The sequence below is a fragment of the Phenylobacterium sp. SCN 70-31 genome, assembly GCF_001724605.1.
Classification (GTDB): domain Bacteria; phylum Pseudomonadota; class Alphaproteobacteria; order Caulobacterales; family Caulobacteraceae; genus Phenylobacterium.
Genome location: NZ_MEEX01000007.1, coordinates 152,495 through 177,657, shown reverse-complemented (window position 1 = coordinate 177,657; position 25,163 = coordinate 152,495). Strand labels below are relative to the sequence as shown.

Below are 25,163 nucleotides of genomic sequence, written 5' to 3'. Positions count from 1 at the left end.
TAACCACCCAAGTCTCTTGAAAGAATTGGCGTCCAGCGCCGACGCGGCGGTCTTGGGTCCGCAGTTCTCGCCGCGAAGCGCCGAAAGCCTCCCTTCGGCGTCCCCCCCCTCTCCGAACGCGGCCAGGCCTGGGGCATGGAAGGTCCCTTGCGATCATTCGTCGCATCGAGACCTTCACCATGGAGACGGTGGTGTTCCACGCGGCCGCCGCCCGTTCCTGAAACGGACCGCAGACTCACGTGTCGCGCAGGCCCGGCCAACGCCCGGCGCCAGGCCCGCGCCGCCGCTCACGCGAAGCGACTGGCGCGCGGCGTCCCAGCGGAACAGGGAAACGCCGCGCCACCCGTCAGAGCAGGTCGCCGCCGCAGGCGCCCGCCGTCGTGCCGGTCTGCTGGAACGCCTTGATCACGTTGCGCCCCGTGGTCCAGCGGTGCACCTCGTCCGGCCCGTCCACCAGCCGCTGCGATCGGATATGGGTGTACCAGGCCGCCAGCGGCGTATCGCGGCTGTAGCCCAGCGCCCCGTGGAGCTGGATCGCGGTGTCCACCACGTGGTGCACCATGTGGGCGAGGTAGACCTTGGCGATGCCGTTCTCCTGGCGCAGGTCCAGGCCCTTCTCCGCCTTGTAGGCGATGTGCAGCAGCATCAGGCGCGCGATGTAGAGCTGGCTCGCGCACTCGGCCATCATGAACTGCACCGCCTGCCGCTTGTGCAGCGGGCCGCCGAAGGTCTCGCGGTTGGTGATGTGCGCGGCCGCCAGGTCCAGCGCCCGCTGCGCCATGGCCACATTGTGCATCCCGTGCCGCAGGCGGCCGTAGGCCAGACGGTGCTGGCCCATGTTGAAACCCTGGCCCTCGCCGCCCAGCAGGTTCTCGGCCGGCACCACCAAGTCCTTGATCTCGATCTCGGAGTGGCCGCCGCCCATGATGTGGCTCAGCGGCCCCTCGGCGGCCATCGTCGGGATGTCGCGCTTGATCCGGTAGCCGGGGTTGGGCAGCTCCACGATGAAGGTCGAGAACTGCTGGTGCCGCGGCGCGTCCGGGTCGGTCCGGGCCATCACCAGCGCCAGGTCCGCCGCCGAGGCCGCCGAGCTGAACCACTTCTCGCCGTTCAGCACATAGTTCTCGTTGCCGTCCTTGACGGCCGTGGTGCGCATGCCGGTGGCGTCCGCGCCCGCCGCCTTCTCGGTCATCGAGTAGCAGACGCGCTTCTCGCCGTTCAGCAGCGGCTTGAGGAACTTCTCCTTCTGGTACGGCGTGCCGTGGGCCAGCAAGGTCAGGATCGTGGCGTCGTCCGGCCCCTGGCTGTTCAGGCTGAGCGCGCCCAGGTAGCTCTCGCCCAGCTCCATCTGCACCAGCGCGTTGGCCAGCGGCCCCAGCCCCATCCCGCCGTGCTCCTTGGGCACGAAGGGCATCCACAGACCCTGCGCGCGGGCCTTGGTCCGCAGCTCGTCCAGAACCGCCTTGTAGCTGGCCTTGTCCGTGACCCGTTCCTGAGCCGGGATACACTCGTCGTGCACCCACTGGCGGACCTTCTCCCGGACCTTCCTGGCTTCCTCGGGGATCTCGAAATCGATGGCCATGACGGCGTCTCCCTACTGTCTTTTCGAAATTTGTCTCAAGGTGCGGCGGCGCCGTGGGGGTATGCAAGGGCTTTGACGCGGAGGCCCGAGTGATCTCCTATGGCGCGACAGGGAGTTGAGCCATGCCCATGCACGTCCGTCCGCTGACGCCCACGATCGGGGCCGTGATCGAGGGGGTCGATCTCGCCCAGGGCGTGTCGGCCGACCTCGCCGCCGCCCTGCGCCAGGAACTGCTGAAGCATCAGGTGCTGTTCTTCGAGGGCCAGGACCTGACGCCGGTCCAGCACCGCGACTTCGCCGCCCGGTTCGGCGCGCTGCACACCCACCCGCTCTATCCCGGCGTGCCCGAGGCGCCCGAACTGTTCACCCTCGACAACCACGCGGGCAATCCCACCGACAACGACGCCTGGCACACCGACGTGACCTTCATCGAGACCCCGCCGATGGGCTCGATCCTGCACGCGCGCCTTTTGCCGCCCAACGGGGGCGACACCATCTGGGCCAGCATGAAGGCCGCCTACGAGGCGCTGTCGCCCACCCTGCGCAGCTTCCTGGAGACGCTGGACGCGGTCCACGACTTCGCCCGCGGCTTTCCCCAGCGCGGGATCGTGGCCAACGCGGCCGGCGCCGACAAGCACGCCCAGGCGCTGGCCGAGCATCCCCCGGTGCTGCATCCGGTGGTCCGCACCCATCCCGAGACCGGCGAGGACGCCCTGTTCGTGAACTTCGGCTTCACCGAGCGGATCAAGGGCCTGCGCCGCAAGGAGAGCGACGCGATCCTGCACATGCTGTTCGAGCATGTGACCAGGCCCGAGTTCCAGGTCCGCTGGCGCTGGACGCCCAACGCCATCGCCTTCTGGGACAACCGGATCACCCAGCACTACGCCGTCAACGACTACCTGCCCGCCCGCCGGGTGATGATCCGCGCCACGATCCTCGGCGAGCGGCCCTATCACCGCTCGCGCAGACCCGCCGAAGCGCTGGCGGCGGAGTAGGCCCTACGCGTTCAGCGCCGCCTCGGTGGCTTCCATCTCGTCGCGGATCCAGTCGTGGCCGGTGGTCACCATCACCCCCTCCAGGGCGGTGATGTGGCCCCGCAGGCGGTCCCGGATGTCCTTGGGCACGTCGTCCCGCGTGGCGAGCCAGCGGGAAATCTGATGCACCGCGAAGGCCGTGTGCAGGGCGAGCCGGTCGCGGTCGTCGTCGGAGAGCTTCATGGCGGGCTCCGTGCTGAGATGCGCCCGACCATAGCACGTCAGGACGCGGGTGGGTTCCGCTCAGGCCTGCGATCAGGCCAACTCCAGCGCCCGCGCCACCGCGCCCTGGTCGAAATAGGGCCGCTCGCAGAGGATGCGGTCCGAGCCGGGTGCGAACTCGAAACCCGCCGCCATCCGCACCCGGAACGCCCGGCCCGTCGCCTCCACCGTGCGCCCGGGCAGCCTCAGCGGCCCCAGATGGGTGCCCGTCAGCCAGAACTCCACCAGCACCGTGTCCCCGTCGTGGGCGATGGCGATGATCTCGTTGCCCTGGTCGGGGAACGGCACGCGTGAGGCGGCGAAATAGCGCCGCACCGACTCCTCGCCGTCGAACACCGCGCCGCCGCCGTGCAGTTCGTAGCGAGGGTGCGCGAAGGTGGCGATCACCGCATCCCAGTCGTGAGTGATCTCCAGCGCCATGTGGTCCCGGACCACGGCGATGCGTCGGGCGGCGAGATCGTCGGTCATGTCGGGTCGGCCTTTCGTGAACGGCGCGGGTCGTGGGCGGTGTGGGCCGGCGGCGGACACGCCACAAAACCGCCTCCGCCCCGGCGCGACTATGAACGCGGGGCGCTGTGCTTGACAGCCTGTCTTACAGGCGTAACGTCCACTTGAAGCTACGGGTGTAAGATGTCGCGGATCTCGGGCGCCGAAAGCCAGGTGATGGAAGCCCTCTGGGATCGGGGGCCGCTGACGGCCGAGGAGATCATCCAGACGGTCGGTCCCGCCCAGGACTGGGGCGAGGCGACGGTCAAGACGCTCATCAACCGCCTGCTCAAGAAGAAGGCCCTGGCCTCGGAACGGGCGGGCGGCCGCGCCCTCTATCGCCCGCTCGTCACCCGCGAGGCCTACGTCACCGGCGAAAGCCAGGGTCTGCTCGACCGCCTGTTCGGCGGCCAGCTCGCGCCGCTGGTGGCTCACTACGCCCAGCACCGGCCGCTGTCGCCCGACGAGGTGGCCCGGCTGAAGGCGCTGATCGACGGGCTCGACGGCGATGACCGGTGACGTCCTGGCCGGCGACATCCTGACGGCCGCCCTGCGGGCCAATCTCGCGCTCGCCGTCGCGGTCGTCTTGGTCCTGGCCGCCCGCATCCCGATGCGCCGCCTCTTCGGCGCCCAGATCGCCTACGGCCTATGGGCCCTGCCGCCGATCGTCTTCCTGGCCAGCCTGATGCCGCCGCCCGTGGTGCTGGACGCGCCGCCGGCCGACCCGTTCGCCCTGGCGCGGAGCCATTCCGCCTTGGTTCTGGCCGCCTGGGCCATCGGTACAGGGCTCGTCGCGGGCGGCTTGGCGAGGGCCCAGGCCCGCTACATGGCCGCGGCCCGCCGCGGACGAGTCGGTCCTTCTGTGGTGGGCGTCTTCGCCCCGCGCATCCTGATGCCGGCCGACGACGGAACCTACACCGCCGTCGAACGCGACCTCATCCGCGCGCATGAGCGCGAGCATGTCCGCCGGGGCGACCCCCGCGCCCGCGCCCTGGCCGCCGCCTTCCAGGCCCTGTGCTGGTTCAATCCGCTGGTCCACCTGGCGGCGCATCTGATGCGGACCGACCAGGAACTGGCCTGCGACGCCGCCGTCCTGCGGCGCCGCCCGAACGACCGGGCGCTCTACGCCCGCACCCTGCTCAAGAGCCAGCTCGCCGCCCAGGCCCTGCCCTTCGGCTGCCACTGGCCCGCCCGCGGCCGCCATCCGCTGGAGACACGCGTCGCCGCCATGAGCGCGCCGGCCCCGCACGACGGCCTGACCGGCCCTCTCCTTCTCGGCGCGGCCATGATCTCGGCCGCCTTCACCGCCTGGGCCAGCCAGCCGCCGGGCGAGAAGCATCCGCCGCCGGTCATCGCCTTCTTCGACGACACCCGCGAACGCGCGGTCTCGGTCCTGCTGATCCGCACCCCGCCCCGCGAGGCCCCGCCGGCGCCGGCGTGCTGAGAGTGCGTCTTCGATCGGTTCGGGGCGCATAGCCCCCACGCATAGCCCCCGCGCATCGCGCCAGTCCCGCCCCGCGGTTGAGGGTCGGGCCGCCACCCTCTAAGCCTGTCGCCAACGATCAGAACCGTTGGGAAGCGCCATGCCGGAAGCCATCCTCGAACCCGAACTGCCGATCATCGACCCCCACCACCACCTGTGGAACCAGCGCACCTATGCGACGCCGACGGTGGCGAAGCATGCGTTCATGACCGCGATCGAGCGTACGCCCCGCTACCTGCTGGACGAGCTGCTGGCCGACACCGGCGGCGGCCACAACGTCATCGCCACGGTCTTCCTGGAATGCGGGGCCTTCTACAAGGCCGACGGTCCCGAGGCCTTCCGGCCCGTCGGCGAGACCGAATTCGTCAACGGCGTCGCCGCCATGAGCGCCAGCGGCATGTACGGCGACGTCCGCGCCTGCGCCGGCATCGTGGGCAAGGCCGACCTTCTCCTGGGCGACGGAGCCAAGGCGGTGCTGGAGGCTCATATCCGCGCCGGCGGCGGTCGCTTCCGCGGCATCCGCAACAGCGCCTCCTGGGACGCGGACAAGGATGTGCTGGGGCCGCTCAACCGGGTCGAACAGGGCCTCTACCTCGACAGCACGTTCCGGGAAGGCTTCCGCCACCTCGGCCCTATGGACCTGAGCTTCGACGCCTGGCTGCTGGAGCCCCAGCTTCCCGACCTCGTAGACCTCGCCCGCGCCTTCCCCGGCACGACCATCGTCCTGGATCACGTCGGCACGCCCCTCGGCCGCGGCGTCTACGAGGGACGGCTGTCCGAGCGTTTCCCCATCTGGCGCGACAGCATCCGCGAACTGGCGAAGTCCGAGAACGTGTCCGTGAAGCTGGGCGGCCTGGCGATGGCCTTCTGCAACTTCCCCTCGTTCCTGGCCGAGCCCCGCGCGCCCTCGCAGCAACTCGCCGACGAGTGGCGCCCCTATATCGAGACCTGCATCGAGGCCTTCGGCGCGGACCGCTGCATGTTCGAGTCGAACTTCCCGGTCGACATCGGGGCCTGCGACTACCCCACGCTCTGGAACGCCTTCAAGCGCCTGGCCGCCGGCGCGTCGGCCGAGGAGAAGGCCGCCCTGTTCGCCGGCACGGCCCGCCGCGTCTACCGTCTGGACGTGTAGGCGGAGCACGCCGGATCGCGCCGGCCGGCTCGGAAGCCCCTTAAGCCGGCCGCGCGCTGTGCTACATATGTTCCGATGCCCGACACTGACTCGACGGACCTGTTCGGCGGCCCACCCGCCCCGCGTATCTCGGACCTCGCGCGCGTGGACGCGCGCCCGGCCGACTATCTGGACGGCCTGAATCCGGAACAGCGCGAGGCGGTCGAGGCCGTCGAGGGGCCCGTTCTCGTCCTCGCGGGGGCCGGCACGGGAAAGACGCGCGTGCTCACCACCCGCCTGGCCCACATCCTGGCCACCGGCCGGGCCCGGCCGTGGGAGCTTCTGGCCGTCACCTTCACCAACAAGGCCGCGCGCGAGATGCGCGAGCGGATCGCGCACATCATCGGCCCGTCGGCCGAGGGGTTGCGCTGGCTGGGCACCTTCCATTCCATCGCCGCCCAGATTCTGCGCCGCCACGCCGAGCTGGTGGGCCTGAAGTCGAACTACACCATCCTCGACACCGACGATCAGGAGCGCCTGATCAAGCAGGTTCTGGAGGCCGAGAACATCGACGCCAAGCGCTGGACGCCCAAGGCGCTGGCCGGCCTGATCGACCACTGGAAGAACCGCGGCTGGCGGCCCGACCAGCTTCCGCCGGCCGAAGCCCAGGCCTTCGCGAACGGCAAGGGCCAGGCGCTGTACCGCCTCTACCAGGAGCGCCTGCGCATCCTGAACGCCTGCGACTTCGGCGACCTCCTGCTGCACAACATCACGATCTTCACCGGCCATCCCGACGTCCTGGCCGAGTACCACGGCCGCTTCCGCTACCTGCTGGTGGACGAGTACCAGGACACCAACGTCGCCCAGTACCTGTGGCTGCGCCTGCTGGCCCAGAAGAGCCGCAACCTGTGCTGCGTGGGCGACGACGACCAGTCGATCTACGGCTGGAGAGGCGCCGAGGTGGACAACATCCTGCGCTTCGAGCGCGACTTCCCGGGCGCCAAGGTCGTGCGCCTCGAACGCAACTACCGCTCCACCAGCCACATCCTGGCCGCCGCCGCGGGCCTGATCGCCACCAACAAGGGCCGCCTAGGCAAGACCCTGTGGACCGAGGCCGAGGGCGGGGAAAAGGTGGTCGTCCGAGGCGTCTGGGACGGCGAGGCCGAGAGCCGCCTGATCGCCGAGGAGGTGGAGCGCGCGCATCGCAAGAACCGCCGCTATCGCGACATGGCCATCCTGGTCCGGGCCTCGTTCCAGATGCGGGCGTTCGAAGAGCGGTTCGTCCTGCTCCAGATCCCCTATGTGGTCATCGGCGGCCCGCGCTTCTTCGAACGGGCCGAGATCCGCGACGCCATCGCCTATCTGCGGCTGATCCAGTCCGAGGACGACGACCTCGCCTTCGAACGCATCGTCAACCAGCCCAAGCGCGGCATCGGCGACACCTCGGTTCAGAAGCTGTTGCAGATCGCCCGCCTGAACGGCGTGCCCGCCACGAACGCCGCGCGCCAGCTCGTGCTCACCGACGAGCTTCCCGCCCGCACCCGAACGGCGCTGTCCAACTTCCTGCGCGACCTCGACCGCTGGCGCGTCCAGAGCGGCGAAATCCACCACGCCCGCCTGATGGAGGCGGTGCTGGAGGAGAGCGGCTACACCGACATGCTCAAGCTGGACCGCTCGCCCCAGGCCCAGGGCCGGCTCGAGAACCTCAAGGAACTGGTCCAGTCGATGGGCGGCTACGACGACCTCCAGGCCTACCTGGAACACGTCTCCCTGGTGATGGACCTGGAGCGCGGACCCCAGGCCGACAGCGTCCAGATCATGACCCTGCACCAGGCGAAAGGCCTCGAATTCCCCCTCGTCTTCCTGCCCGGCTGGGAAGAGGGCGTCTTCCCCTCCCAGCGCAGCATGGACGAGAAGGGCGAGAAGGGCCTGGAGGAGGAACGGCGCCTGGCCTACGTCGGCATCACCCGGGCCCGCGAAGAGGCGCGGATCAGCTTCGCCGCCAACCGCCAGGTCTACGGCCGCTGGACCAGCCAGCTCCCCAGCCGCTTCGTCGACGAACTGCCCCAGGCCAACGTCGAGGCCAGTTCCGAGACCGGCTACTACGGCGGCGGCCCGGGCATGCAGCAGCACGGCAGCCGCTGGGACGAGGACCCCAGCTTCGGCGGCGGCTATTCCTCGCCCGGCTGGCGGCGCGCCCAGGCCAATCAGTACCGAGGCAGCCATCCCGGACGCCAGGCGGTGATCGAAGGCGACGGCCGCCTCGTCGCCACCTCCGACAGCTCGGCCGCCAGCGACTACAAGCGGGGCGACCGCGTCTTCCACATCAAGTTCGGCTACGGCGCGGTCCGCAGCGTCGATGGTAACAAGCTCACCGTCGCCTTCGACAAGGCCGGCGAAAAGAAGGTGCTGGACAGCTTCGTGGAGAAGCAGGGGTGAAGCCGGTCTCTGGTCGTCCGCGCGCCCGGACATCTGGGACAAGCCCGGCCAGGACGAGCTAGGAGAAGAATGGCGCAACCATCTGCCGCCTCGCACGTATCTCCGCTGATGCCCCCGCTTCTCCGCAGCCCTGATACGCGCCGCCTGCTCGCCGGGGTCGCCCTGGCCGCGGCGGCGGGGCTGGCGCTCGGCGCGACCCTCAAGCCCAATCTGGACGAAGAGCCCCTGGAAGGCCCCCAGCAACTCATCTCGGGCGGCGGTCCCCGCAGCTATGTGCAAGCCCCCGATCCCGGCGTGGCGGTCTATCGTGGGACGCTTCCCGATCACGTGGTCGGCACCGACAGCCTGAAGCCGCCGGCCGACACCTTCCTGGCCCTCGACGGTCACGACGACGCGGCGCCGGGCGATCCGGATGCCGAGGCCGCGAGCGAATACGCCTCGGACGTGATGGCCTACGAGGCCCCCGCCGTCGCCCGCGCGCGCTGGGCCGACGAGCCGAGGCCGGCGCCCCACTACCCCTCCCGGGAGGGCGGCGCCTGGAACACGGCCGACCTGCCCGCGCCGCCGTCACCGCCCGAAAGCGACGTCTCGCCGCTCTGAACGGTCTCGCCTTCGCGCCGCTTCCCCGCTAGAGCCTCGCGCCCATGAGCGACGACGCCATCCAGATCATCGCCCGCGGACCCCGCGCGATCGCCGAGACCGCCGCGGCCGTCCTCGAGGCGACGCCCGAGACCGAAGCGCTGACCTTCTCCATCCTGGAAGAGGACGAGGACCGCGACGTCTGGCGCATCGACGCCTTCCCCACGCTCGACTCGGAAGCAGAGGCGGTGCGCGCCGTGCTCGCCGGCCATCCCGGCCTGCGCGTGACGACCGAGGTCCTGGCCGACGCCGACTGGCTGGCCCTCGCCCTGTCGGGCCTGCCGCCGGTGCGTGCGGGCCGCTTCTTCGTGTACGGCGCCCACGACCGCGGGCTGGCCCCCGCCAGCACGGTGAATCTGCGAATCGAGGCCGGCGCCGCCTTCGGCACGGGCCACCACGGCACCACCGTCGGCTGCCTCCTGGCCTTCGACGAACTGCTCAAGCGCCGGCGCTTTCCGCGCGTGCTCGACGTGGGCTGCGGCACCGGCGTCCTGGCCATCGCCGCCGCGCGCACCGGCTCGACCGTCGCCGTCGGCACCGACATCGACCGGGTCTCGGTCCGCATCGCCAACGAGAACGCCACGCTGAACACCGCCGACGCCCGCTTCGTCCACGCCTTCGGCCTGAACGACCCGCGGGTCCGGCTGGACGGCCCCTACGACCTCGTCTTCGCCAACATCCTGGCCCCGCCGCTGGTGGCCCTCTCGCAGGACATCAAGCAGGCGCTGAAGCCCGGCGGCCTGACCATCCTCTCGGGCCTGCTGCGCACCCAGGAACGCCGGGTGCTGGCCGCCTATACGTCGAAAGGCTTCCGCCTGGTGCGTCGCCTCCATCGCGACGCCTGGGCCACGCTGGTGCTGCGCCGGCCCTGAACCGGACCTGTCTCGATCAGCCGACCGCCTTCTTCGCGTCCAGGTCCGCCAGCCAGTGACGCTCTCGCGCCTTCACGTGGTCGGCAAGACCCAGGGCGGTGAAGTCTCCGGCCTCGATCCGCTCCAGCACCTCGAAGGCGAAGGCCTCGGCGCCGTGGGCGTTCCAGGCCTGCTGCATGGCCTTGTTGGGATGGCCGCCGGACCTCAGCCCGAACCAGAGGCTGTTCTGCTGGGCGTCGATGTTGCGGCTGCCCGCCACCCACGTCTCCCCCGTCGGCCCGCACCGGACGGCGTAGATTCCCGCGTCGGTCCTGCGCTCCTTGAAGTCGCGGACGGCCTGGCGGCGATCGGTCTTGTCCATGCGCCCCGCTACGCCCTCCGCCGCCGAGGGTCAAACCGCACGCGCCGGCGCCCTTTGCCGCACGGGACGGAAGCGCTTACATGCGCCCCATGCGCCAGACCTTCGATGAGACCACCGACCGCTCGTTCGGCCCGCGCCACGTCCCCCTGATCCGCGAGGCGATGGCCCGCCAGGGCCTGGACGGCTTCCTCGTCCCCCACGAGGACGAGCACCAGAACGAGTACCTGCCCGCCGCCAACGACCGCCTGGCCTGGGCCACCGGCTTCACCGGATCGGCCGGCGCGGCGGTGATCCTGAAGGACAAGGCCGCGGTCTTCGTCGACGGCCGCTACACCCTCCAGGTCCGCGACCAGGTCGACGCCGGCCTGTTCGAGATTCGCGACCTGGTGGAGGGCGGCGTGCCGGCCTATCTCGAAGCCGCGACCGCCCGCGGACAGAAGATCGGCTACGACCCGCGCCTGCACAGCCCCGACGCCCTGGCCCAGCTCAGGGCCGCGGCCGCCAAGGCCGGCGCGGAGCTGACCCCCGTGAACGACAATCCGCTCGACCTCGCCTGGGGCGCCGAGCGTCCGGCTCAGCCGGCCGCCGCCGTGGTTCCCCATCCGGCCGAGTTCTCGGGCGAGGACTCCGCCGCCAAGCGCGCCCGCGTGGGCGCCGCTGTCGCCGGCCGGGGCGCGGACGCCGCGGTGCTGACCGCGCCCGCCTCCATCGCCTGGCTGTTCAACGTGCGCGGCGGCGACGTTATCCGCTCGCCCCTGCCGCTGGGCCAGGCCATCCTCTCGAAGGACGGCTCGGCCCGCCTCTTCCTCGACCCCGCCAAGGTCACGCCCGAGCTGCCCGCCTGGCTGGGCAACCAGGTCCGTCTCGAAACGCCCGAAGACCTTCCCGCCGCCCTGGCGGAATTGAAGGGCCGCTCGGTGCTGGTCGATCCGGCCCAGTCCTCGGCCTGGTACTTCGACACGCTCCAGGCGGCCGGGGCGAAGGTGATCCGGGGCGAGGACCCCTGCGCCCTGCCCCGCGCCTGCAAGAACACCGTCGAGATCGAGGGGACCCGGCGCGCCCACGCCCGCGACGGCGCGGCGCTGACCCGCTTCCTCCATTGGCTGGCCACCGAGGGCCAGACCAACCCGCCCGACGAGATCTCGGCGGTCCGCAAGCTGGAAGGCTTCCGCGAGGCCACCGGGGCGCTGAAGGACCTGTCGTTCGACACCATCGCGGGCGCCGCCGCGAACGGCGCCATCGTTCACTACCGGCCCACCGAGCGTCTGAACAAGCGGGCCGAAGCGGGCTCCCTGCTGCTGGTGGACTCGGGCGCCCAGTACCTGGACGGCACCACCGACGTCACCCGCACCGTCGCCATCGGGCAGCCGACGGCCGAGATGCGTCAACGCTTCACGCTGGTGCTCAAGGGGCACCTGGCCCTGGCCGCCGTTCGGTTTCCCGCCGGCACGACCGGCTCGGCCCTGGACGCCCTGGCCCGTCATGCGCTCTGGATGCACGGCCTAGACTACGATCACGGCACCGGCCACGGCGTCGGCAGCTATCTGGGCGTCCACGAAGGCCCGCAGCGGATCTCGAAGGCGCCCAACAGCGTGGCCCTGAAGCCCGGCATGATCCTATCGAACGAGCCCGGCTACTACAAGGAAGGCGCCTACGGCATCCGCATCGAGAACCTCCAGGTGGTGACGCCGGCCGAACCGATCCCGGGCGGCGAGCGCCCCATGCACGGCTTCGAGACGTTGACGCTGGCGCCGATCGACCGTCGCCTGATCGACCGCGATCTGCTCAGCGCCGACGAGCGCGCCCAGCTCGACGCCTATCACGCCCGGGTCCGCGAGGTGATCGGCCCGCAGCTCGAACCCGATGTGCGGGCCTGGCTCGACCAGGTCACGGAGGCGATCTGATGTCGGAGATCGCCAACGTCCAGCAGGCGGCCTACTGGAACGAACAGGCCGGCCCCACCTGGGCGGCCATGCAGAGCCCGATGGACCGCCAGCTCGAACCGCTCGGCCGGCGCGTCATGGCCGCCCTCGCGCTCCGGCCGGGCGAGCGGGTCCTGGACGTGGGCTGCGGCGCGGGCGCGACCACGCTGGCGCTCGCCGACGCCGTGGCCCCCGAAGGCTCGGTGCTGGGCGTTGATATCTCCATGCCGCTGCTCGACGTCGCCCGCGCCCGGTCGGCGGGCCACGCCGGCGTCGCGTTCCTGGAGGCCGACGCCCAGACACATCCGCTGGAGACGGCCGGCTTCGACGTCGTCTTCTCGCGGTTCGGCGTGATGTTCTTCTCCGATCCGCCGCGCGCCTTCGCCAACCTGCGGCGCGCGCTCGGACCCGGCGGGCGGCTGGGCTTCGTCTGCTGGCGCGCGCCGGCCGAGAACCCGGCCTTCACCCTGCCGATGGCGTCGGTGCAGCACCTCTTTCCCCCGCCCCAGCCGCCTCAGCCCGGCGCGCCGGGTCCCTTCGCCTTCGCCGATCCCGAGCGGGTGCGCGGCATCCTGGATTCGGCCGGCTTCGCGGACGTCGCCGTCACGCCGCATGACGAGAAGATCGGCGCCGGCGACCTGGACGCCGCGCTGGAGGTCGCCCTGAAGATCGGGGTCCTGGGCGGCGCCCTGCGCGAGCATCCCGAGAAGCGCGAGGCCGTCATCGACGCCGTGCGCGCCGCCCTGGCCGCCCACGACGGCCCCGACGGGGTCAAGCTCGACTCCGCCACCTGGATCGTGACAGCCCGCAATCCGGGCTGACTACCGCATCCGCAGCCAGAACGAGGCGCCGTAGGGATCGAGGCCGGCCAACGGCCCATGCCCCACCGCCGCCCTCGCCTGGGCCCGCAGGTCGGGGTCGCGCCCCACCCACCAGGCCGGAAACAGCACCTCGAACCGGTCGGGGCCGAACAGCAGCGCCGTCGCCAGCAGGTACTGTTCGTTCCAGAGCTGCCGCAGGTGGCCCGAGATGTAGTCCTCGGGCAGGTAGACGTCGTGAACCTGCACGATCACGCCGGGCTTCAGGCGCGGCAGGATCTCGGTGAAGAACACGGTCACGTCCGACCCCTGGAAGGCGCGATGCGAGCTGTCGAGGAAGAGGATGTCCCCCGGCTGCAACACGTCGAACAGCGCCGGGTCGCACTGTTCCAGCGGCTTGCGGATCACCTGATCGCACAGTCGGTCGATCTGGTTGCGCGGCTGGGGGTCGATCGAGATCAGCCGGGTGCGCAGGCCGAGGTGGCGAACCGCCCGCCGGGCGAACTTGGTCGAGACGCCCGACCCGATCTCGACGAACCGGGCAGGCGCATGGGCCTTGAGCATGGCGGTCAGGGCCATCCCGTCCAGCGCCGGGAACCAGGCGTTCAGCCAGAACGGATCGTCCGACTCGTAGCGCCCGCCCATCGGGACCTCGCCGAAGTACGGCGCGAGTTCGCCGATGGCGGCGAGCAGTCCGGCGTAGCGCGCCCGCCCGGCTTCCAGGATCGCGGTCAGGGCGGCGTGCGGCGGCCGGCCCGCGCCGTGGCGTACGGTCGCCACATACGGATAGTCGGCCAGCTCGAACCTGTGCGCGTCGCGCTCGGCGGCGAACGACAGCGTGGCCAGCGGCGGAAGGGTCCCGGCGGCCGGGTCGCGGAGCGCCAGCGTCCGAGCGTAGGCCTCGGCGGCGCCCGCCGCGTCACCGGTGTCACGCAGCGCCACGGCTAGGTCGCTCCAGATCACCTCGACATCCGGCGCGGCGGCCGCAGCCGCCTTCAGATGGTCCACGGCGCCCGGCCGCCCCATCTTCGCCCGGGTCACGCCCAGCAGGCGCAGCGCCGTGGGCTCGTCCGGAGCCTCGGCCAGGACGCCCAGGAAGATCAGTTCGGCCAGGTTCAGCAGGTTGCAGCGCAGCCGGTCGAAGCCGATCCGCAGCCGGTCCGACGCCGGAACGCCCAACGGCTCAGTCCCCTACCATCGCGAGCCATTCGTCCTCGGTCATCACCTGGACGCCCAGTTCGGTGGCGGTCTTCAGCTTCGAGCCCGCGCCGGGGCCGGCCACGACGATGTCGGTCTTCTTCGACACCGAGCCCGAAACCTTGGCGCCCAGCCGCTCGGCCTGGGCCTTGGCCTCGTCGCGGGTCATCCGTTCCAGGGCGCCGGTGAAGACGATCGTCTTGCCCGCCACCGCGGTGTCGGTTTTGGGCCGCTCGGCCGGGATGATGGTCAGTTCGCCCAGCAGATCGTCGACCAGGGCGCGGTTATGGTCCTCGCCGAAGAACTCGGCGATCATCCGCGCGGCCACCACGCCCACGGCGTCGACCGACGCCACCTCCAGCAGGGCCTCGCCCGGCGTCTCGGCCGCCGCCTGACGCGCCGCGGCTTCGAAGGTGGGCCAGTCACCATAGCGGGCGTCCAGCGCCGCGCGGGCCCGGGCGTTCAGCTTCGGGATCGCCAGCCGCAGATGGCCGTCCAACGAGATGTCGGGCGGAACCAGCACCCCCTGGCCCGCGCGCGCGAAGTCCAGCACCGCCGCCACCGCCGTCGGCCCCAGGCCGTCGAGGTCCGAAAGCTCGGCGTAGACCGGCCCCGCCGTCTGCTCGGCCGCCAGCTTCGAGATCTCCACGAACCGCTCGACGGTTTCGAAGTGCCGCGCCAGAGCCAGGGACGTGGTCTCGCCCACATGGCGGATGCCCAGACCATAGATGAAGCGATCCAGGTCGATCCGGCGGCGGTCCTCGATGCTGGCCAGCAGGTTGCCGACGCTGGTCTCGCCGAAGCGGTCCAGATCCAGCATCTCCTCGCGCTTGGTCTTCAGACGGAAGATGTCGGCCGGCGAATTCAACCATCCCCGTTCGCTGAAGATGGTGAGTTGCTTCTCGCCCAGCCCCTCGATGTCGAAGGCCCGCCGGCTCACGAAGTGGCGCAGGTGCGCCAGCCGCTGGAACGGACAGGCGAATTCGCCGGAGCAGCGGCGCACCACCGTCTCGGCGCCCGCCGCCGTCGTCTCGCGCACCAGCTCGGTGCGCAGCGGGCACGGGCAATGGGTCGGGAATTCGAACGGCTGCGCGCCCTCCGGCCGTTCCTCGGGCACGACCGCGACGATCTGGGGAATCACGTCGCCGGCCCGCTGGAGGATCACCGTGTCCCCCACACGGACGTCCTTGCGGGCGATCTCGTCGGCGTTGTGCAGGGTGGCGTTGACGACCACGACGCCGCCGACGGTCACCGGATGCAGCCGCGCCACCGGCGTGATCGCGCCGGTCCGGCCCACCTGGATGTCGATGGCCTCCAGGATCGTGCGGGCCTGCTGGGCCGGAAACTTCCGCGCGATCCCCCAGCGCGGCGCGCGGCTGACGAAGCCCAGCCTCTGCTGCCAGTCCAGGCGGTCCACCTTGTAGACCACGCCGTCGATGTCGTAGCCGAGGCGCGGCCGCACCCGCTCCATCCCGGCATAGGCGGCCAGAAGCCCCTGGGCGTTCTCCACCCGCACGCTCTCCGGCGTGGTCGGAAATCCCCAGGCCCGGAGCTTGCCCAGCGCCTCCCATTGGGTCTCCGCGAAGGGCTCCGAGTGATAGCCCCAGGCGTAGGCGAAGAAACGCAGCGGGCGCGAGGCCGTGACGGCCGCATCGATCTGGCGCAGCGAGCCGGCCGCGGCGTTCCGCGGATTGGCGTAGGTCTTCTGCCCCGCCTCGGCGGCGGCGGCGTTGAGGGCGGCGAACTCCTCGTGGCCCAGATAGATCTCGCCACGCACCTCGATGACGTCGGGCCAGCCTGCGCCCAGAAGCCTGTGGGGAATCTCGGCGATGGTGCGGACGTTGGCAGTGACGTCCTCGCCGACTTTCCCGTCTCCGCGGGTGGCGGCCTGGATCAGTACGCCCTTTTCGTAGCGGATCGAGCACGACAGACCGTCGATCTTGGGCTCGGCCGTATAGCCCACCGTCTCGTCGGCCGGGAGGCGCAGGAATCGGCGGATGCGCGCGTCGAACTCCACCGCCTCGTCGTCGGCGAAGGCGTTGTCCAGGCTCAGCATGGGCACGCCGTGCTGGATCGCCCGGAACTTCTCCGACCGCGCCGCCCCCACGCGCATCGAGGGCGAATTCTCGCGGACAAGGTGCGGAAAGCGGGCCTCGATCTCGCCGTTGCGGCGCTTGAGATCGTCGTACTCGGCGTCCGAGATCGTGGGCGCGTCCTCGGCGTGATAACGGATGTCGTGCGCCGAGATCTCGTCGGCCAGCCGCGTCAGTTCCTCGACCGCCTGAGCTTCGCTGAGTTGATCGACGGGGATCTGGGCCATGCCGCTGGTCTTAGCCTGTGCGCCCGCCGACGCGGAACCCTTCCTTCCCCACGAAGTGGGAAAGGAAAGAACAAATAAAGAACAAATCGGTTGGCGTAAAGTGTTTCCTCACGCCTCCATCAGCGCGCGGGCGGCGGCGCGGGCGGCGTCGGTGATCTGGGCGCCGGCGAGCATGCGGGCGATCTCCTCCTCGCGCTCGGCGGACGACAGGGTCTCGACGGCGGTGCGTGTCCGGTCGGCGTCGCCGGCCTTGGAGATGCGCCAATGGGCCTCGGCGCGGGCCGCCACCTGCGGGCTGTGGGTCACCACCAGGACCTGAGCCCCCATCTTCCCCCCTTCGGACGATGCGAGGCGTTTGAGGCGCAGGCCGACGGCGTCGGCGACGGCGCCGCCCACGCCCTGGTCCACCTCGTCGAAGATCATCAAAGGCTGCGCCGCGCCGCCGCGGGCGGCCAGGGCCGCCTTCAGCGCCAGGGCGAAGCGCGCCAGCTCTCCGCCCGAGGCGATGGCGCCCAGATCGCCGAAGGGCGCCCCGGGATTGGTGGCGATCTCGAAGGCCACCCGATCCTGGCCGGCCGGGCCGGCCCGGTCCTCGGCCAGCGGCTCGACGGCGACGCGGAACCGCGCCTTGTCCAGCCTGAGCGGCGCGAGTTCGGCCATCACCGCAGCGGCCAGGGCCTCCCCGGCCTCCCGCCGGGCGGACGACAGCGCGGCGGCGGCGGCGGCGTAGGCGTCGCGGGCCGCCGCCAGGTCGGCGCGGGCGGCCTTCAGGGTCTCGTCCGCCGACTCGATGGCGCGCAGTCGCGCCGCGAACTCGACCCGCAGGCCGGGCAGCGCCTCGACCGCCACGCCCAGCTTGCGGGCTAGGCCGCGCAGGTCGAACAGGCGTTCCTCGGCCTTTTCCAGCCGGTCGGGCTCGAAATCGAAGGCGGCGGCGGCGGCGTCGACGGCGGCCTCGGCCTCGCCCGCCTCGACCAGCACCCGGTCGAGGGCCTCGGCGGCGGCGGCCAGGCGGGTCACGGCCGGGCCGTCCGCGGCGGCGCCGGCGGTCGTCGCGCGCTCGCGCGCCCGCTCCAGGGCGCGGATCGCCTGGGCGGTTCGCCCGCCCAGGCCGTCGAAGGCCTCGCGCGCGGCGGCGATGTCGGCCAGCGCCTTTTCGGCGGCGCCCAGGATCGCACGCTCCTCGGCCAGCCGCGTCTCCTCGCCCTCCCGCGGGTCCAGACGGTCCAGTTCGGAGAGGCGGAAGGTCAGGTCCTCGATCTCGGCGGCCGAGCGGGCGGCGTCGGCCTCCAGCCCTTCGACCCGCGAACGGGCCTCACGCCAGCCGCGCCAGGCCGCGGCGACGGCCGCCGCCTCGGTCGCCAGGCCGCCATGGGCGTCGAGCAGCGGCCGATGCGTGCGCGCATCCAGCAGCCCCACCGTCTCGTGCTGGCCGTGGACCTCGAGCAGCGCCTCGCCCAGTTCCTTCAGCACCCCCACCCCCGTCGCCTGGTCGTTGACGAAGGCGCGGCTGCGGCCGTCGGCGCTCAGCGTGCGGCGCAGGACCAGATCCTCGTCGCGGGCGTAGGCCAGGCCCTTGTCGTCCAGGATCGCCCATACGGGATGGCTGGGCGCGGGCGCAAAGACGGCCGTGGCCGCCGCCTGGGCCGCGCCGCGCCGTACGAGGCCGGCGTCGCCCCTCGCCCCGGTGGCGAGGCCCAGCGCGTCCAGGATGATCGACTTGCCCGCGCCGGTCTCCCCGGTCAGCGCGGTCAGGCCCGGACCGACGGACAGGTCCAGGCTTTCGATCAGCACCACGTCGCGGATCTGGAGTCCGATCAACATCGGCCGGAGGATCGCCGGGAATCAGCCCCGAAAGAAGAGGCCACCGCGGGCCGCCCCATCCTCAGGGTTCGGGCGTGGGCTCAGGCGCCGGGCGCGGCTCGTCCTTCCGGCCGAACGGCAGCCGGAAGATCGAACGCATCTCGGACTTCTGGCTGGCCTCCACCGCCACGTTCGGGTCCGACGCCTGCGGAGGTTGGATCGTCCGCTCCTTGTCGCGCGTGAACGGCATGCGGAAAATTCCCCGCCGGCCGCCGGGCTCGGGCTCGGTCGCCGGACGCAGCCCCCGGGAGGTCAGGAGCTTGTAGGCGTCGGCGTACCACTGGTCGCCCGGATAGTTGTGCCCCAGCACCGCGCCGTTGCGCCCCGCCTCCTCCATCAGCCCCAGCGTCAGATAGGTCTCGACGAGGCGATAGAGCGCCTCGGGCGTATGGCTGGTGGTCTGATAGCGGTCGATGACGGTCTTGAACCGGTTGGCGGCGGCCAGGGTGTCCCCGTTGCGCAGGTACCAGCGGCCGATGGTCATCTCCTTGCCGGCGAGCTGGTCGTTGACCATGTCGATCTTCAGTCGGGCGTCCGAGGCGTACTCGGTGCGCGGATAGCGCTGCACCACGTCGCGCAGCGCCCCCAGGGCCTGGCCCGTGGCGGCCTGGTCACGGTTCACGTCGACGATCTGCTCGAAGTAGCAGATGGCCTTGATGTAGTGCGCGTAGGCCGCGCTGGGGTTGCCCGGATAGAGCTGGATGAACCGCTCGGCGTCGCCGATGGCCTCGGCGTAATCGTTGCCCTGGTAGTGGGCGTAGGCCTGCATCAGGATCGCGCGACGCGACCACTCCGAATAGGGATGCTGCCGCTCCACTTCCTGGAAGTAGTTCACCGCCTGATTCCACTGGCGGCGATCCAGCCGATCGGCGCCGGTCGAGTAGAGCAGCTCGACCGGCCGCTCCTCGTACGCCAGGCGATTCCTGTTCTTCTTGTTGTTTCCGGCGCAGGCGGAAAGGGCGAGCGCGCAGGCGGCCGTGACGAGAACCACCTTGGCAGACGTGCGAACCGAAGACACCTTCACCTCAAGACCAGCGCGCGCCCCCACGCGGAGAGTCGCTTCTACACCACCACTTGTGGCGAGCAAACGGCGCCCGAAGGCTCAGAGCGTCTGACGCAGGCCCTCGACCTGCTGCTCGTGGGTCGCCTTGGGCCGCTCCAGCTTGAGCTGGTCGCTGATCATGTCCGAAAGCGACGGCAGGCTGGCGCGGTCCACCCTGTGGCTGTCGCCCCACAGGTCGGCGCGCATCAAGGCCTTGGGACAGTGGAGATAGGCTTCGCGCACGTCGACCTTCAGCAGGCTCTTCGGCAGCTTGCCGAACTCCTCGAAGGTCTTCGCCAGCTCGTCGTCCACCACCAGGCTGGCCGGCCCGTTCACGCGGTAGATGTCGTCCACGCCGGGGATCATGAACATCAGCCCCACCTCGCCGGACCCTTCGGCGATGTTCCGCAGCGTATCCAGGCGGTTGTTGCCCGGCCGGTCCGGCATCAGCAGGCTCAGACCGTCTTCCGACACCCGGATGAAGCCGGGCCCGCCGCCGCGGGGCGAGACGTCCACCGTCCCGTCCGGCCCGACGCTGGCCAGGGCGACGAAGGGCGAGAGTTCGATGAAGCGGCGACCGTGGGCGTCGATCACCCCGATATCCTTGGCCACGGTCAGCGGGTGCGGACGGTGGTAGAGCGCGTCGAGCTGGGTGCTGGCGTCGTCGGCCATGGCGAAATCTCCCTGCCCGGAATTAGGACACGATTGCAAACGGTTCGCAACTTTCCCGTCTCTTTGCGACGGGAGCCGCGGGCGCTCTGCGGGAGAGAAGCGGCTAAACCGCTTCCTTGAGATCCTCGACGAGGGTGCGCACACGCCACGCGTCCGGCCGGGCCAGGAGCGCACGGACCAGGGCGTTGTTCAGAGCGTGGCCCGCCAGTTCGCCTTCGAACCGGCCCAGGATGGGTCCGCCCAGCACATAGAGGTCGCCGATGGCGTCCAGCGCCTTGTGTCGAACGAACTCGTCCGGCCGACGCAGGCCTTCCGGGTTCAGCACCCGGTCGCCGTCGACGACGATGCAATTGTCCATCGAGCCGCCCCGGGCCAGCCCCATGGCGCGCAGGGCCTCGACCTCGTGCGCGAAGCCGAAGGTGCGGCAATCGGCCAGTTCGGCGCGGAACGCCGCCTCGTCCATCGGCATGTCGATGGCCTGACGGCCGATCGCGGCGCTGCCGAATCGGATCTCGAACGCCACCTCGAAGCCGTCGGCCGGCTTGAGCGCGGCGCGCTTGTCGCCGTCGACCACCTCGACGGTCTCCAGGATCTCGATGAAGCGGCGCGGCGTCTCCTGCGGGCGCAGACCCGCCCGATCCAGCACGCGGACGAACGGCGCGGACGAACCGTCCATGATCGGCATTTCCGGCCCGTCCAGCTCCACCACGGCGTTGTCGACGCCCAGCATCGCGAAGGCGGCCATCAGGTGCTCGATGGTCGAGACGGTGACGCCGGCCGCGTTGGTGATCACGGTGCCCAACTGGGTGCGGCACACGGCCTCGCCGCTCACGGGGACCCGGTTGTCGGCGTCCCGGACGTCGGTGCGCACGAAGACCACGCCCGCATCGGGGGCCGCCGGGCGGACCGAAACGCGGACATAGGCGCCCGTATGCACGCCGATCCCGGCGAACAGTGCGGGAGACCGGAGGGTATGTTGAAACGCGGCCAAGGCGGACCTTCCTGCAACGATACGCGGTGCGACGACCGAACCTTTGCCCCAACGTCTGGCTAAGCCGATTGATGCACCGCAGCAAAGCACTTCGTGTTTCGCAATGTTTCGCGCCGAAATCCGCATGGAATCCGAGACTTGGCGATCGCCGCCAAACCCTCCGGAAGCCGCGCAGGCGTACGGTCTGTCCGCCCGAAGGCCCTGCCTTCGCGCCTTCGGGCGACCGCTCAGGCCCCGAAGGGACACCGGTCGCCGGCCCGACCCGGAACGGATCGGTTCAGTTCACAGGATAGAGTTGGGCGCCCACGAGGTTCTGCGACCGGTCCAGGATGCGCACCTGAGCCGCCCGGCCCAGGCGGGCGAGGCAGGCGGCGAGCCGGCGCGCCTGGGCTTCGGCCCGGCCGCCCGAGCGGAACAGCAGAGGCTGCAACCCTGCGCACAGCACGGCCCATCCGCCGGCGACGGGCGAAACCCAGATGATGCGCTGACCGGTCACGACAAAACTCTCCCGGAGGTGGCTTGGCCCCGAGTCTAGTCGATGCGGCCGCCGGGCGGCGTGACCCTTTCGTGACGATCCTGAGGCGCGTTCGCGCCCAATGCGCCCCCCGATGCGCGCGCCACCGCCCTCCGTCCGCCTCGCCTCAGTTCGGCCCCGCGGCCCGGGCCAGCTCCGCCGCCAGGCCCAGGAGGCGGTTGGCCGGGATCGCCCCCACCACGCCATAGGCCTGGCCGCCGTCTTCCCAGTAGGCCACGCGTTCGCCTTTATGGGTGCGCAGGATGGGCGCCCGGTCCGCCGTCACGTCGATCCTCATGGCGACCAGCGAAACGGGCTCGCCCCGCTCTGTGACCGCCGCGACCTGGACGATGGGTCCCCAGTCCGAGGGATAGATCTGCACGTCGGTCAGAGCCCATCGGGTGGAAAGCGGCGGCACGCGCAGTCCCGTCGCGGCGCGAATCTCCACTGGATCGAGCACGTGGGCCTCGGGCTGCGACTTCATGGACGCCCGGATCAGCGTGGTGCGGTGAGAAGCCACCGCCTCTTCCACGAACTCGGGATCGCCCCGCCTGTGGTCCACGGCTTCGTTGGCGCTCCAGCCCCCCACGGCGGCTACGACGGCCAGCGCTGCGGCCTGCGGCAGGTGGCGCTGTGTTCCTCTGACCGGCTTGGGCGCCGACGTCGCGGCTTCGGCTTCGAGATAGCCCGCGATGGCCTCGGCGGCGCGACGAGAGGCGGGCGCCTCGCCCTGCGAGAAGGTGGCGGCGAAACCGTCGATCTGGGCGTCGAGGAACCTCCAATGGCCGCTGACGGCGGAGTCGACGGCGTCCAGCACGCCCGACGGTGATTGGACGACCGGGCCGAACCGCCAATGGGCGTAGTTCTCGTCGACGGCCCAGTCGATGTTCCGCCCGTCGAGAAAGACGCAGGGCCTGGGCGTGCGCAGGAATTCGTAGACCTGGCTGCTCACGTCACCCAGGTAGATGTCCGCAAGGGTGGTGTAGGTCATGTCGATGCACCGGTCGCTCCCGGTGTCGATGTGGATGCGCCCGCACGCCGCATACGTCGCCGCAAGGGCGCTCCAGCGCGCCTGCGGGCCACGGGCGTCCAGCATCCTCACGTGAGGCGCCACCACGAGGTTGTAGCGATCCTGGCCGGCGAACGCCCGCAGCACCGGCTCGCCGAACCGCTCCCACGAGCCCAGGGTCGAGAAGTGAGGATTGTAGAGCACCACCGGCCGTCGGTCGGCGAAGGGGCTCCAGTGCGGGTCGCGCACCGCATCGGCCGCTTCGAACTTGGGGTACCCCGCCACCGCGTGCCGGCCCGGATGGATCAGGCCTTCGCGCGCAAGCCGCATGCGGTGCTTCTCACCCGCCATCAGGACGAAGTCGAACGCGCCGATCCGCTTGTCGAACCCCGCCGCCCGGTCGCCGGCTCCGTGATCGAGGTGGATATACCGGGGCGCGCCCACACCCATCCGCTTCAGGGCGATGGAGGTCCGTTCGGGCACGGCGATGGCGTCGAACCCGTTCAGGCGCCGCGCCAGCACGCCGAGGCTCAGCACCTTGGGGGGCACCGAACCGCCCGTCGCGCGCTGAAGCGCCGTCAGCAGCGCCGACCCGGCTCCGGAGAAGACGATGGGCGCGCCGCCGAGCTTCGCCGCCGTCTGCTCCGCATAGGCCACGTGCGCCATGCTGGGCGACATCACATGGACCTCGAAGCCCGGTCGGCGCGACAGCGCCACGGCGGTCGAGACGCCGTGCAAAATCTGATGCCGCTGGGCGTTGAAGAAGAAGCACACCCGGATCGGCCGCGCAGGGCGCAGGCCCCCCTCATCGTGACCGCGATGATCGCGACCGACCGCATCGCGGCCGCCTGGAACATGGCGGACGACGTCGCGGCCGTTCATCGCGTCGAACATGGCGTCACCTTCCGGGGGCGACGACGCGCAGGCTGGCGGCGCGCCACGCTGGTGACGTCGGCGTTAGCACGGCCATCTGTCGGCAGGGCGCCGGGAATATTTGCCTGCGCCCATCTTCGTGCGGGCTGCCCGATCGCGCGCAGGCCGCCCCGCCCGGCGGTCAGTTGGCCAGGCGACGCAGGAAGGACGGGATCTCCAGGTCCTCGGCCGGATCGGCCGCCTCGGGCTGAACCGCCTCCAGGGGCTGGGCGCCGCCACGGCTGGGCGCGGGGGCCGGAGCCGGCGCGGGCCGGGGCGCGGGGGCCGCCGTCGCGCCGGGCGCGTCGTAGCGGGGACGCCCGCCGAAGATGCTGAGGAAGCCGCCTCGCGGACGCCGGGCCTCGAAGGCCGGCTCGGCGAACAGCGGCGCGTCACGCTCGTCGCCCGGTTCGACCGCGTCCGGATCGACGATCCGCGAGACGGGCGCCGGCGTCGCCGGTTCCGCCGCCACGCCGGCCGGCGCTGTCGCGACGGCCTGCGGCTGACCGAAGATGTCGGGCTGCTCGACCTCGTCCGCCGCCGCTTCGAGAGCGGCTTCGGCCGCCATCGCCGTCGCCGCGACGGGCTCGGCCTGTGCGGTCGTCGGTTCGGCCCGGGGCGTGACCGTCGCGCGCAGCGGCTCGACCGAGAGCGATCGGCGTTCGATCTTGGGCTCGATGGCGGCGATCGAGGCGCCGTCCATGCCGGTGGCGACCACCGACACGCGGATCATGCCCTCCAGGGTCGGATCGAACGCGGCGCCGAAGATGATGTTGGCCTCCGGGTCCACCTGTTCGGCGATGGCGTTGGCCGCTTCGTCGACCTCCAGCAGGGTCATGTCCAGGCCGCCGGTCACGTTGACCAGAACAGCCTTGGCGCCCTTCAGCGAGACCTCGTCCAGCAGCGGGTTCTGGATGGCGTTCTGAGCCGCCATCAGCGCCCGGTCGTCGCCGGTCGCCTCTCCGGTGCCCATCATCGCCTTGCCCATCTCGGTCATCACCGTGCGCACGTCGGCGAAGTCGAGGTTGATCAGGCCCGGCAGGACCATCAGGTCGGTGATCGAACGGACGCCCGAGTGCAGCACCTGGTCGGCCATGCCGAAGGCCTCGGCGAAGGTGGTGCGCTCGTTGGCCACGCGGAACAGGTTCTGGTTCGGGATGACGATCAGGGTGTCGACATAGCGTTGCAGCTCGCTGATCCCGGCGTCGGCCAGCCGCATCCGGTGACGTCCCTCGAAGTGGAACGGCTTGGTCACCACCCCCACCGTCAGGATGCCGCGCTCGCGGGCGCATTTGGCGATGATCGGGGCCGCGCCCGTGCCGGTGCCGCCGCCCATGCCGGCGGTGATGAACACCATGTGCGCGCCGTCCAGGTGCTCGCCGATCTCGGGAATGCTCTCTTCGGCCGCGCTCATGCCCACCTCGGGATGGGCGCCGGCGCCGAGGCCCTGGGTGACCTGCACGCCGAGCTGGATGCGACGCTCGGTCTTGGCGAACTGGAGCTGTTGGGCGTCTGTGTTGCCGACGACGAACTCGACCCCCTCCAGGCCCGCTTCGATCATGTTGTTGACGGCGTTTCCGCCGGCCCCGCCGATGCCGAACACGACGATCCTGGGCTTCAGTTCGGTCGCGCGCGGCGCGGAGAGAGAAATGGCCATGGACGTCCTGTCCTTCC

The 25,163-nt window shown here is 70.9% G+C and carries 21 protein-coding genes and 1 pseudogene; 9 read left to right on the top strand and 13 right to left on the bottom strand.

Going from position 1 to position 25,163, the window contains the following annotated elements:
- Positions 1-346: 346 nt before the first annotated feature.
- Positions 347-1,582: an acyl-CoA dehydrogenase family protein gene (locus ABS78_RS07490; RefSeq protein ID WP_293376621.1), complete on the bottom strand. Its 1,236-nt coding sequence runs from the start codon at positions 1,580-1,582 to the stop codon at positions 347-349.
- A gap of 122 nt (positions 1,583-1,704) precedes the next feature.
- On the opposite strand from ABS78_RS07490, the gene tauD reads away from it, so the two are divergent.
- The gene (tauD, locus tag ABS78_RS07485) at positions 1,705-2,577 is read left to right on the top strand and encodes a taurine dioxygenase (protein ID WP_293376619.1); all 873 of its coding nucleotides are present in this window, start codon (positions 1,705-1,707) and stop codon (positions 2,575-2,577) included.
- A gap of 3 nt (positions 2,578-2,580) precedes the next feature.
- Here the strand turns inward: tauD and ABS78_RS07480 are convergent, their stop codons facing one another.
- Complete coding sequence (locus ABS78_RS07480; protein ID WP_293376617.1) at positions 2,581-2,799, bottom strand: hypothetical protein; 219 nt, start codon at positions 2,797-2,799, stop codon at positions 2,581-2,583.
- A 72-nt stretch (positions 2,800-2,871) separates the two neighbouring features.
- A complete protein-coding gene (locus tag ABS78_RS07475; RefSeq protein WP_293376615.1) occupies positions 2,872-3,306 on the bottom strand; it encodes a nuclear transport factor 2 family protein in 435 nt (144 codons plus the stop codon).
- A gap of 162 nt (positions 3,307-3,468) precedes the next feature.
- Between ABS78_RS07475 and ABS78_RS07470 the strand changes: the two genes are divergently transcribed.
- The 6 genes from ABS78_RS07470 to ABS78_RS07445 all read left to right on the top strand — a co-directional run bounded on the left by ABS78_RS07470 (position 3,469) and on the right by ABS78_RS07445 (position 9,868).
- Positions 3,469-3,843, top strand: coding sequence for a BlaI/MecI/CopY family transcriptional regulator (locus ABS78_RS07470; protein WP_293376613.1), 375 nt, complete (start codon positions 3,469-3,471; stop codon positions 3,841-3,843).
- The gene (locus ABS78_RS07465; RefSeq protein ID WP_293376611.1) at positions 3,833-4,768 is read left to right on the top strand and encodes a M56 family metallopeptidase; all 936 of its coding nucleotides are present in this window, start codon (positions 3,833-3,835) and stop codon (positions 4,766-4,768) included. Before ABS78_RS07470 ends, ABS78_RS07465 begins: the two co-directional genes overlap by 11 nt.
- Before the next feature lie 139 nt (positions 4,769-4,907).
- Positions 4,908-5,939, top strand: coding sequence for an amidohydrolase family protein (locus ABS78_RS07460; RefSeq protein WP_293376609.1), 1,032 nt, complete (start codon positions 4,908-4,910; stop codon positions 5,937-5,939).
- Positions 5,940-6,014: 75 nt separating this feature from the next.
- Positions 6,015-8,357 (top strand): UvrD-helicase domain-containing protein, encoded by a 2,343-nt coding sequence (locus ABS78_RS07455; protein ID WP_293376607.1) that lies wholly within the window; start codon positions 6,015-6,017, stop codon positions 8,355-8,357.
- Positions 8,358-8,465: 108 nt separating this feature from the next.
- Positions 8,466-8,957, top strand: a complete 492-nt coding sequence (locus tag ABS78_RS07450; RefSeq protein WP_293376604.1) for a hypothetical protein — start codon at positions 8,466-8,468, stop codon at positions 8,955-8,957.
- A 44-nt stretch (positions 8,958-9,001) separates the two neighbouring features.
- The gene (locus tag ABS78_RS07445; RefSeq protein ID WP_293376602.1) at positions 9,002-9,868 is read left to right on the top strand and encodes a 50S ribosomal protein L11 methyltransferase; all 867 of its coding nucleotides are present in this window, start codon (positions 9,002-9,004) and stop codon (positions 9,866-9,868) included.
- A 16-nt stretch (positions 9,869-9,884) separates the two neighbouring features.
- Here the strand turns inward: ABS78_RS07445 and ABS78_RS07440 are convergent, their stop codons facing one another.
- A complete protein-coding gene (locus ABS78_RS07440) occupies positions 9,885-10,229 on the bottom strand; it encodes a GIY-YIG nuclease family protein (protein WP_293376600.1) in 345 nt (114 codons plus the stop codon).
- Positions 10,230-10,318: 89 nt separating this feature from the next.
- Between ABS78_RS07440 and ABS78_RS07435 the strand changes: the two genes are divergently transcribed.
- Together ABS78_RS07435 and ABS78_RS07430 are read left to right on the top strand one after the other, a co-directional pair.
- Positions 10,319-12,133 (top strand): aminopeptidase P family protein, encoded by a 1,815-nt coding sequence (locus ABS78_RS07435; protein ID WP_293376854.1) that lies wholly within the window; start codon positions 10,319-10,321, stop codon positions 12,131-12,133.
- The gene (locus tag ABS78_RS07430; RefSeq protein ID WP_293376598.1) at positions 12,133-12,972 is read left to right on the top strand and encodes a methyltransferase domain-containing protein; all 840 of its coding nucleotides are present in this window, start codon (positions 12,133-12,135) and stop codon (positions 12,970-12,972) included. Before ABS78_RS07435 ends, ABS78_RS07430 begins: the two co-directional genes overlap by 1 nt.
- Here the strand turns inward: ABS78_RS07430 and ABS78_RS07425 are convergent, their stop codons facing one another.
- From ABS78_RS07425 to ftsZ, 9 genes and pseudogenes are all read right to left on the bottom strand, one after another.
- Positions 12,973-14,148 carry a class I SAM-dependent methyltransferase gene (locus ABS78_RS07425; protein ID WP_293376596.1) on the bottom strand — a complete coding sequence of 392 codons (1,176 nt, stop codon included), beginning with the start codon at positions 14,146-14,148 and terminating at the stop codon, positions 12,973-12,975.
- 4 nt (positions 14,149-14,152) lie between these two features.
- Entirely contained in the window at positions 14,153-16,486 is a 2,334-nt protein-coding gene (ligA, locus tag ABS78_RS07420) for an NAD-dependent DNA ligase LigA (protein ID WP_293376594.1), read from the bottom strand.
- 108 nt (positions 16,487-16,594) lie between these two features.
- Positions 16,595-18,310, bottom strand: a complete 1,716-nt coding sequence (recN, locus tag ABS78_RS07415; protein ID WP_293376592.1) for a DNA repair protein RecN — start codon at positions 18,308-18,310, stop codon at positions 16,595-16,597.
- A 187-nt stretch (positions 18,311-18,497) separates the two neighbouring features.
- Positions 18,498-19,367 (bottom strand): annotated as a pseudogene (locus ABS78_RS07410) (outer membrane protein assembly factor BamD); the annotation flags it as partial.
- Positions 19,368-19,451: 84 nt separating this feature from the next.
- The gene (locus ABS78_RS07405; protein WP_293376590.1) at positions 19,452-20,063 is read right to left on the bottom strand and encodes an MSMEG_1061 family FMN-dependent PPOX-type flavoprotein; all 612 of its coding nucleotides are present in this window, start codon (positions 20,061-20,063) and stop codon (positions 19,452-19,454) included.
- Between the two features lie 103 nt (positions 20,064-20,166).
- Positions 20,167-21,054 (bottom strand): UDP-3-O-acyl-N-acetylglucosamine deacetylase, encoded by an 888-nt coding sequence (gene lpxC / locus ABS78_RS07400; protein ID WP_293376588.1) that lies wholly within the window; start codon positions 21,052-21,054, stop codon positions 20,167-20,169.
- Positions 21,055-21,331: 277 nt separating this feature from the next.
- Positions 21,332-21,550 carry a hypothetical protein gene (locus ABS78_RS07395; RefSeq protein ID WP_293376586.1) on the bottom strand — a complete coding sequence of 73 codons (219 nt, stop codon included), beginning with the start codon at positions 21,548-21,550 and terminating at the stop codon, positions 21,332-21,334.
- 145 nt (positions 21,551-21,695) lie between these two features.
- Positions 21,696-23,471 carry a hypothetical protein gene (locus tag ABS78_RS07390; RefSeq protein WP_293376584.1) on the bottom strand — a complete coding sequence of 592 codons (1,776 nt, stop codon included), beginning with the start codon at positions 23,469-23,471 and terminating at the stop codon, positions 21,696-21,698.
- A gap of 160 nt (positions 23,472-23,631) precedes the next feature.
- Positions 23,632-25,146 carry a cell division protein FtsZ gene (gene ftsZ, locus ABS78_RS07385; RefSeq protein ID WP_293376582.1) on the bottom strand — a complete coding sequence of 505 codons (1,515 nt, stop codon included), beginning with the start codon at positions 25,144-25,146 and terminating at the stop codon, positions 23,632-23,634.
- Positions 25,147-25,163: the final 17 nt, after the last annotated feature.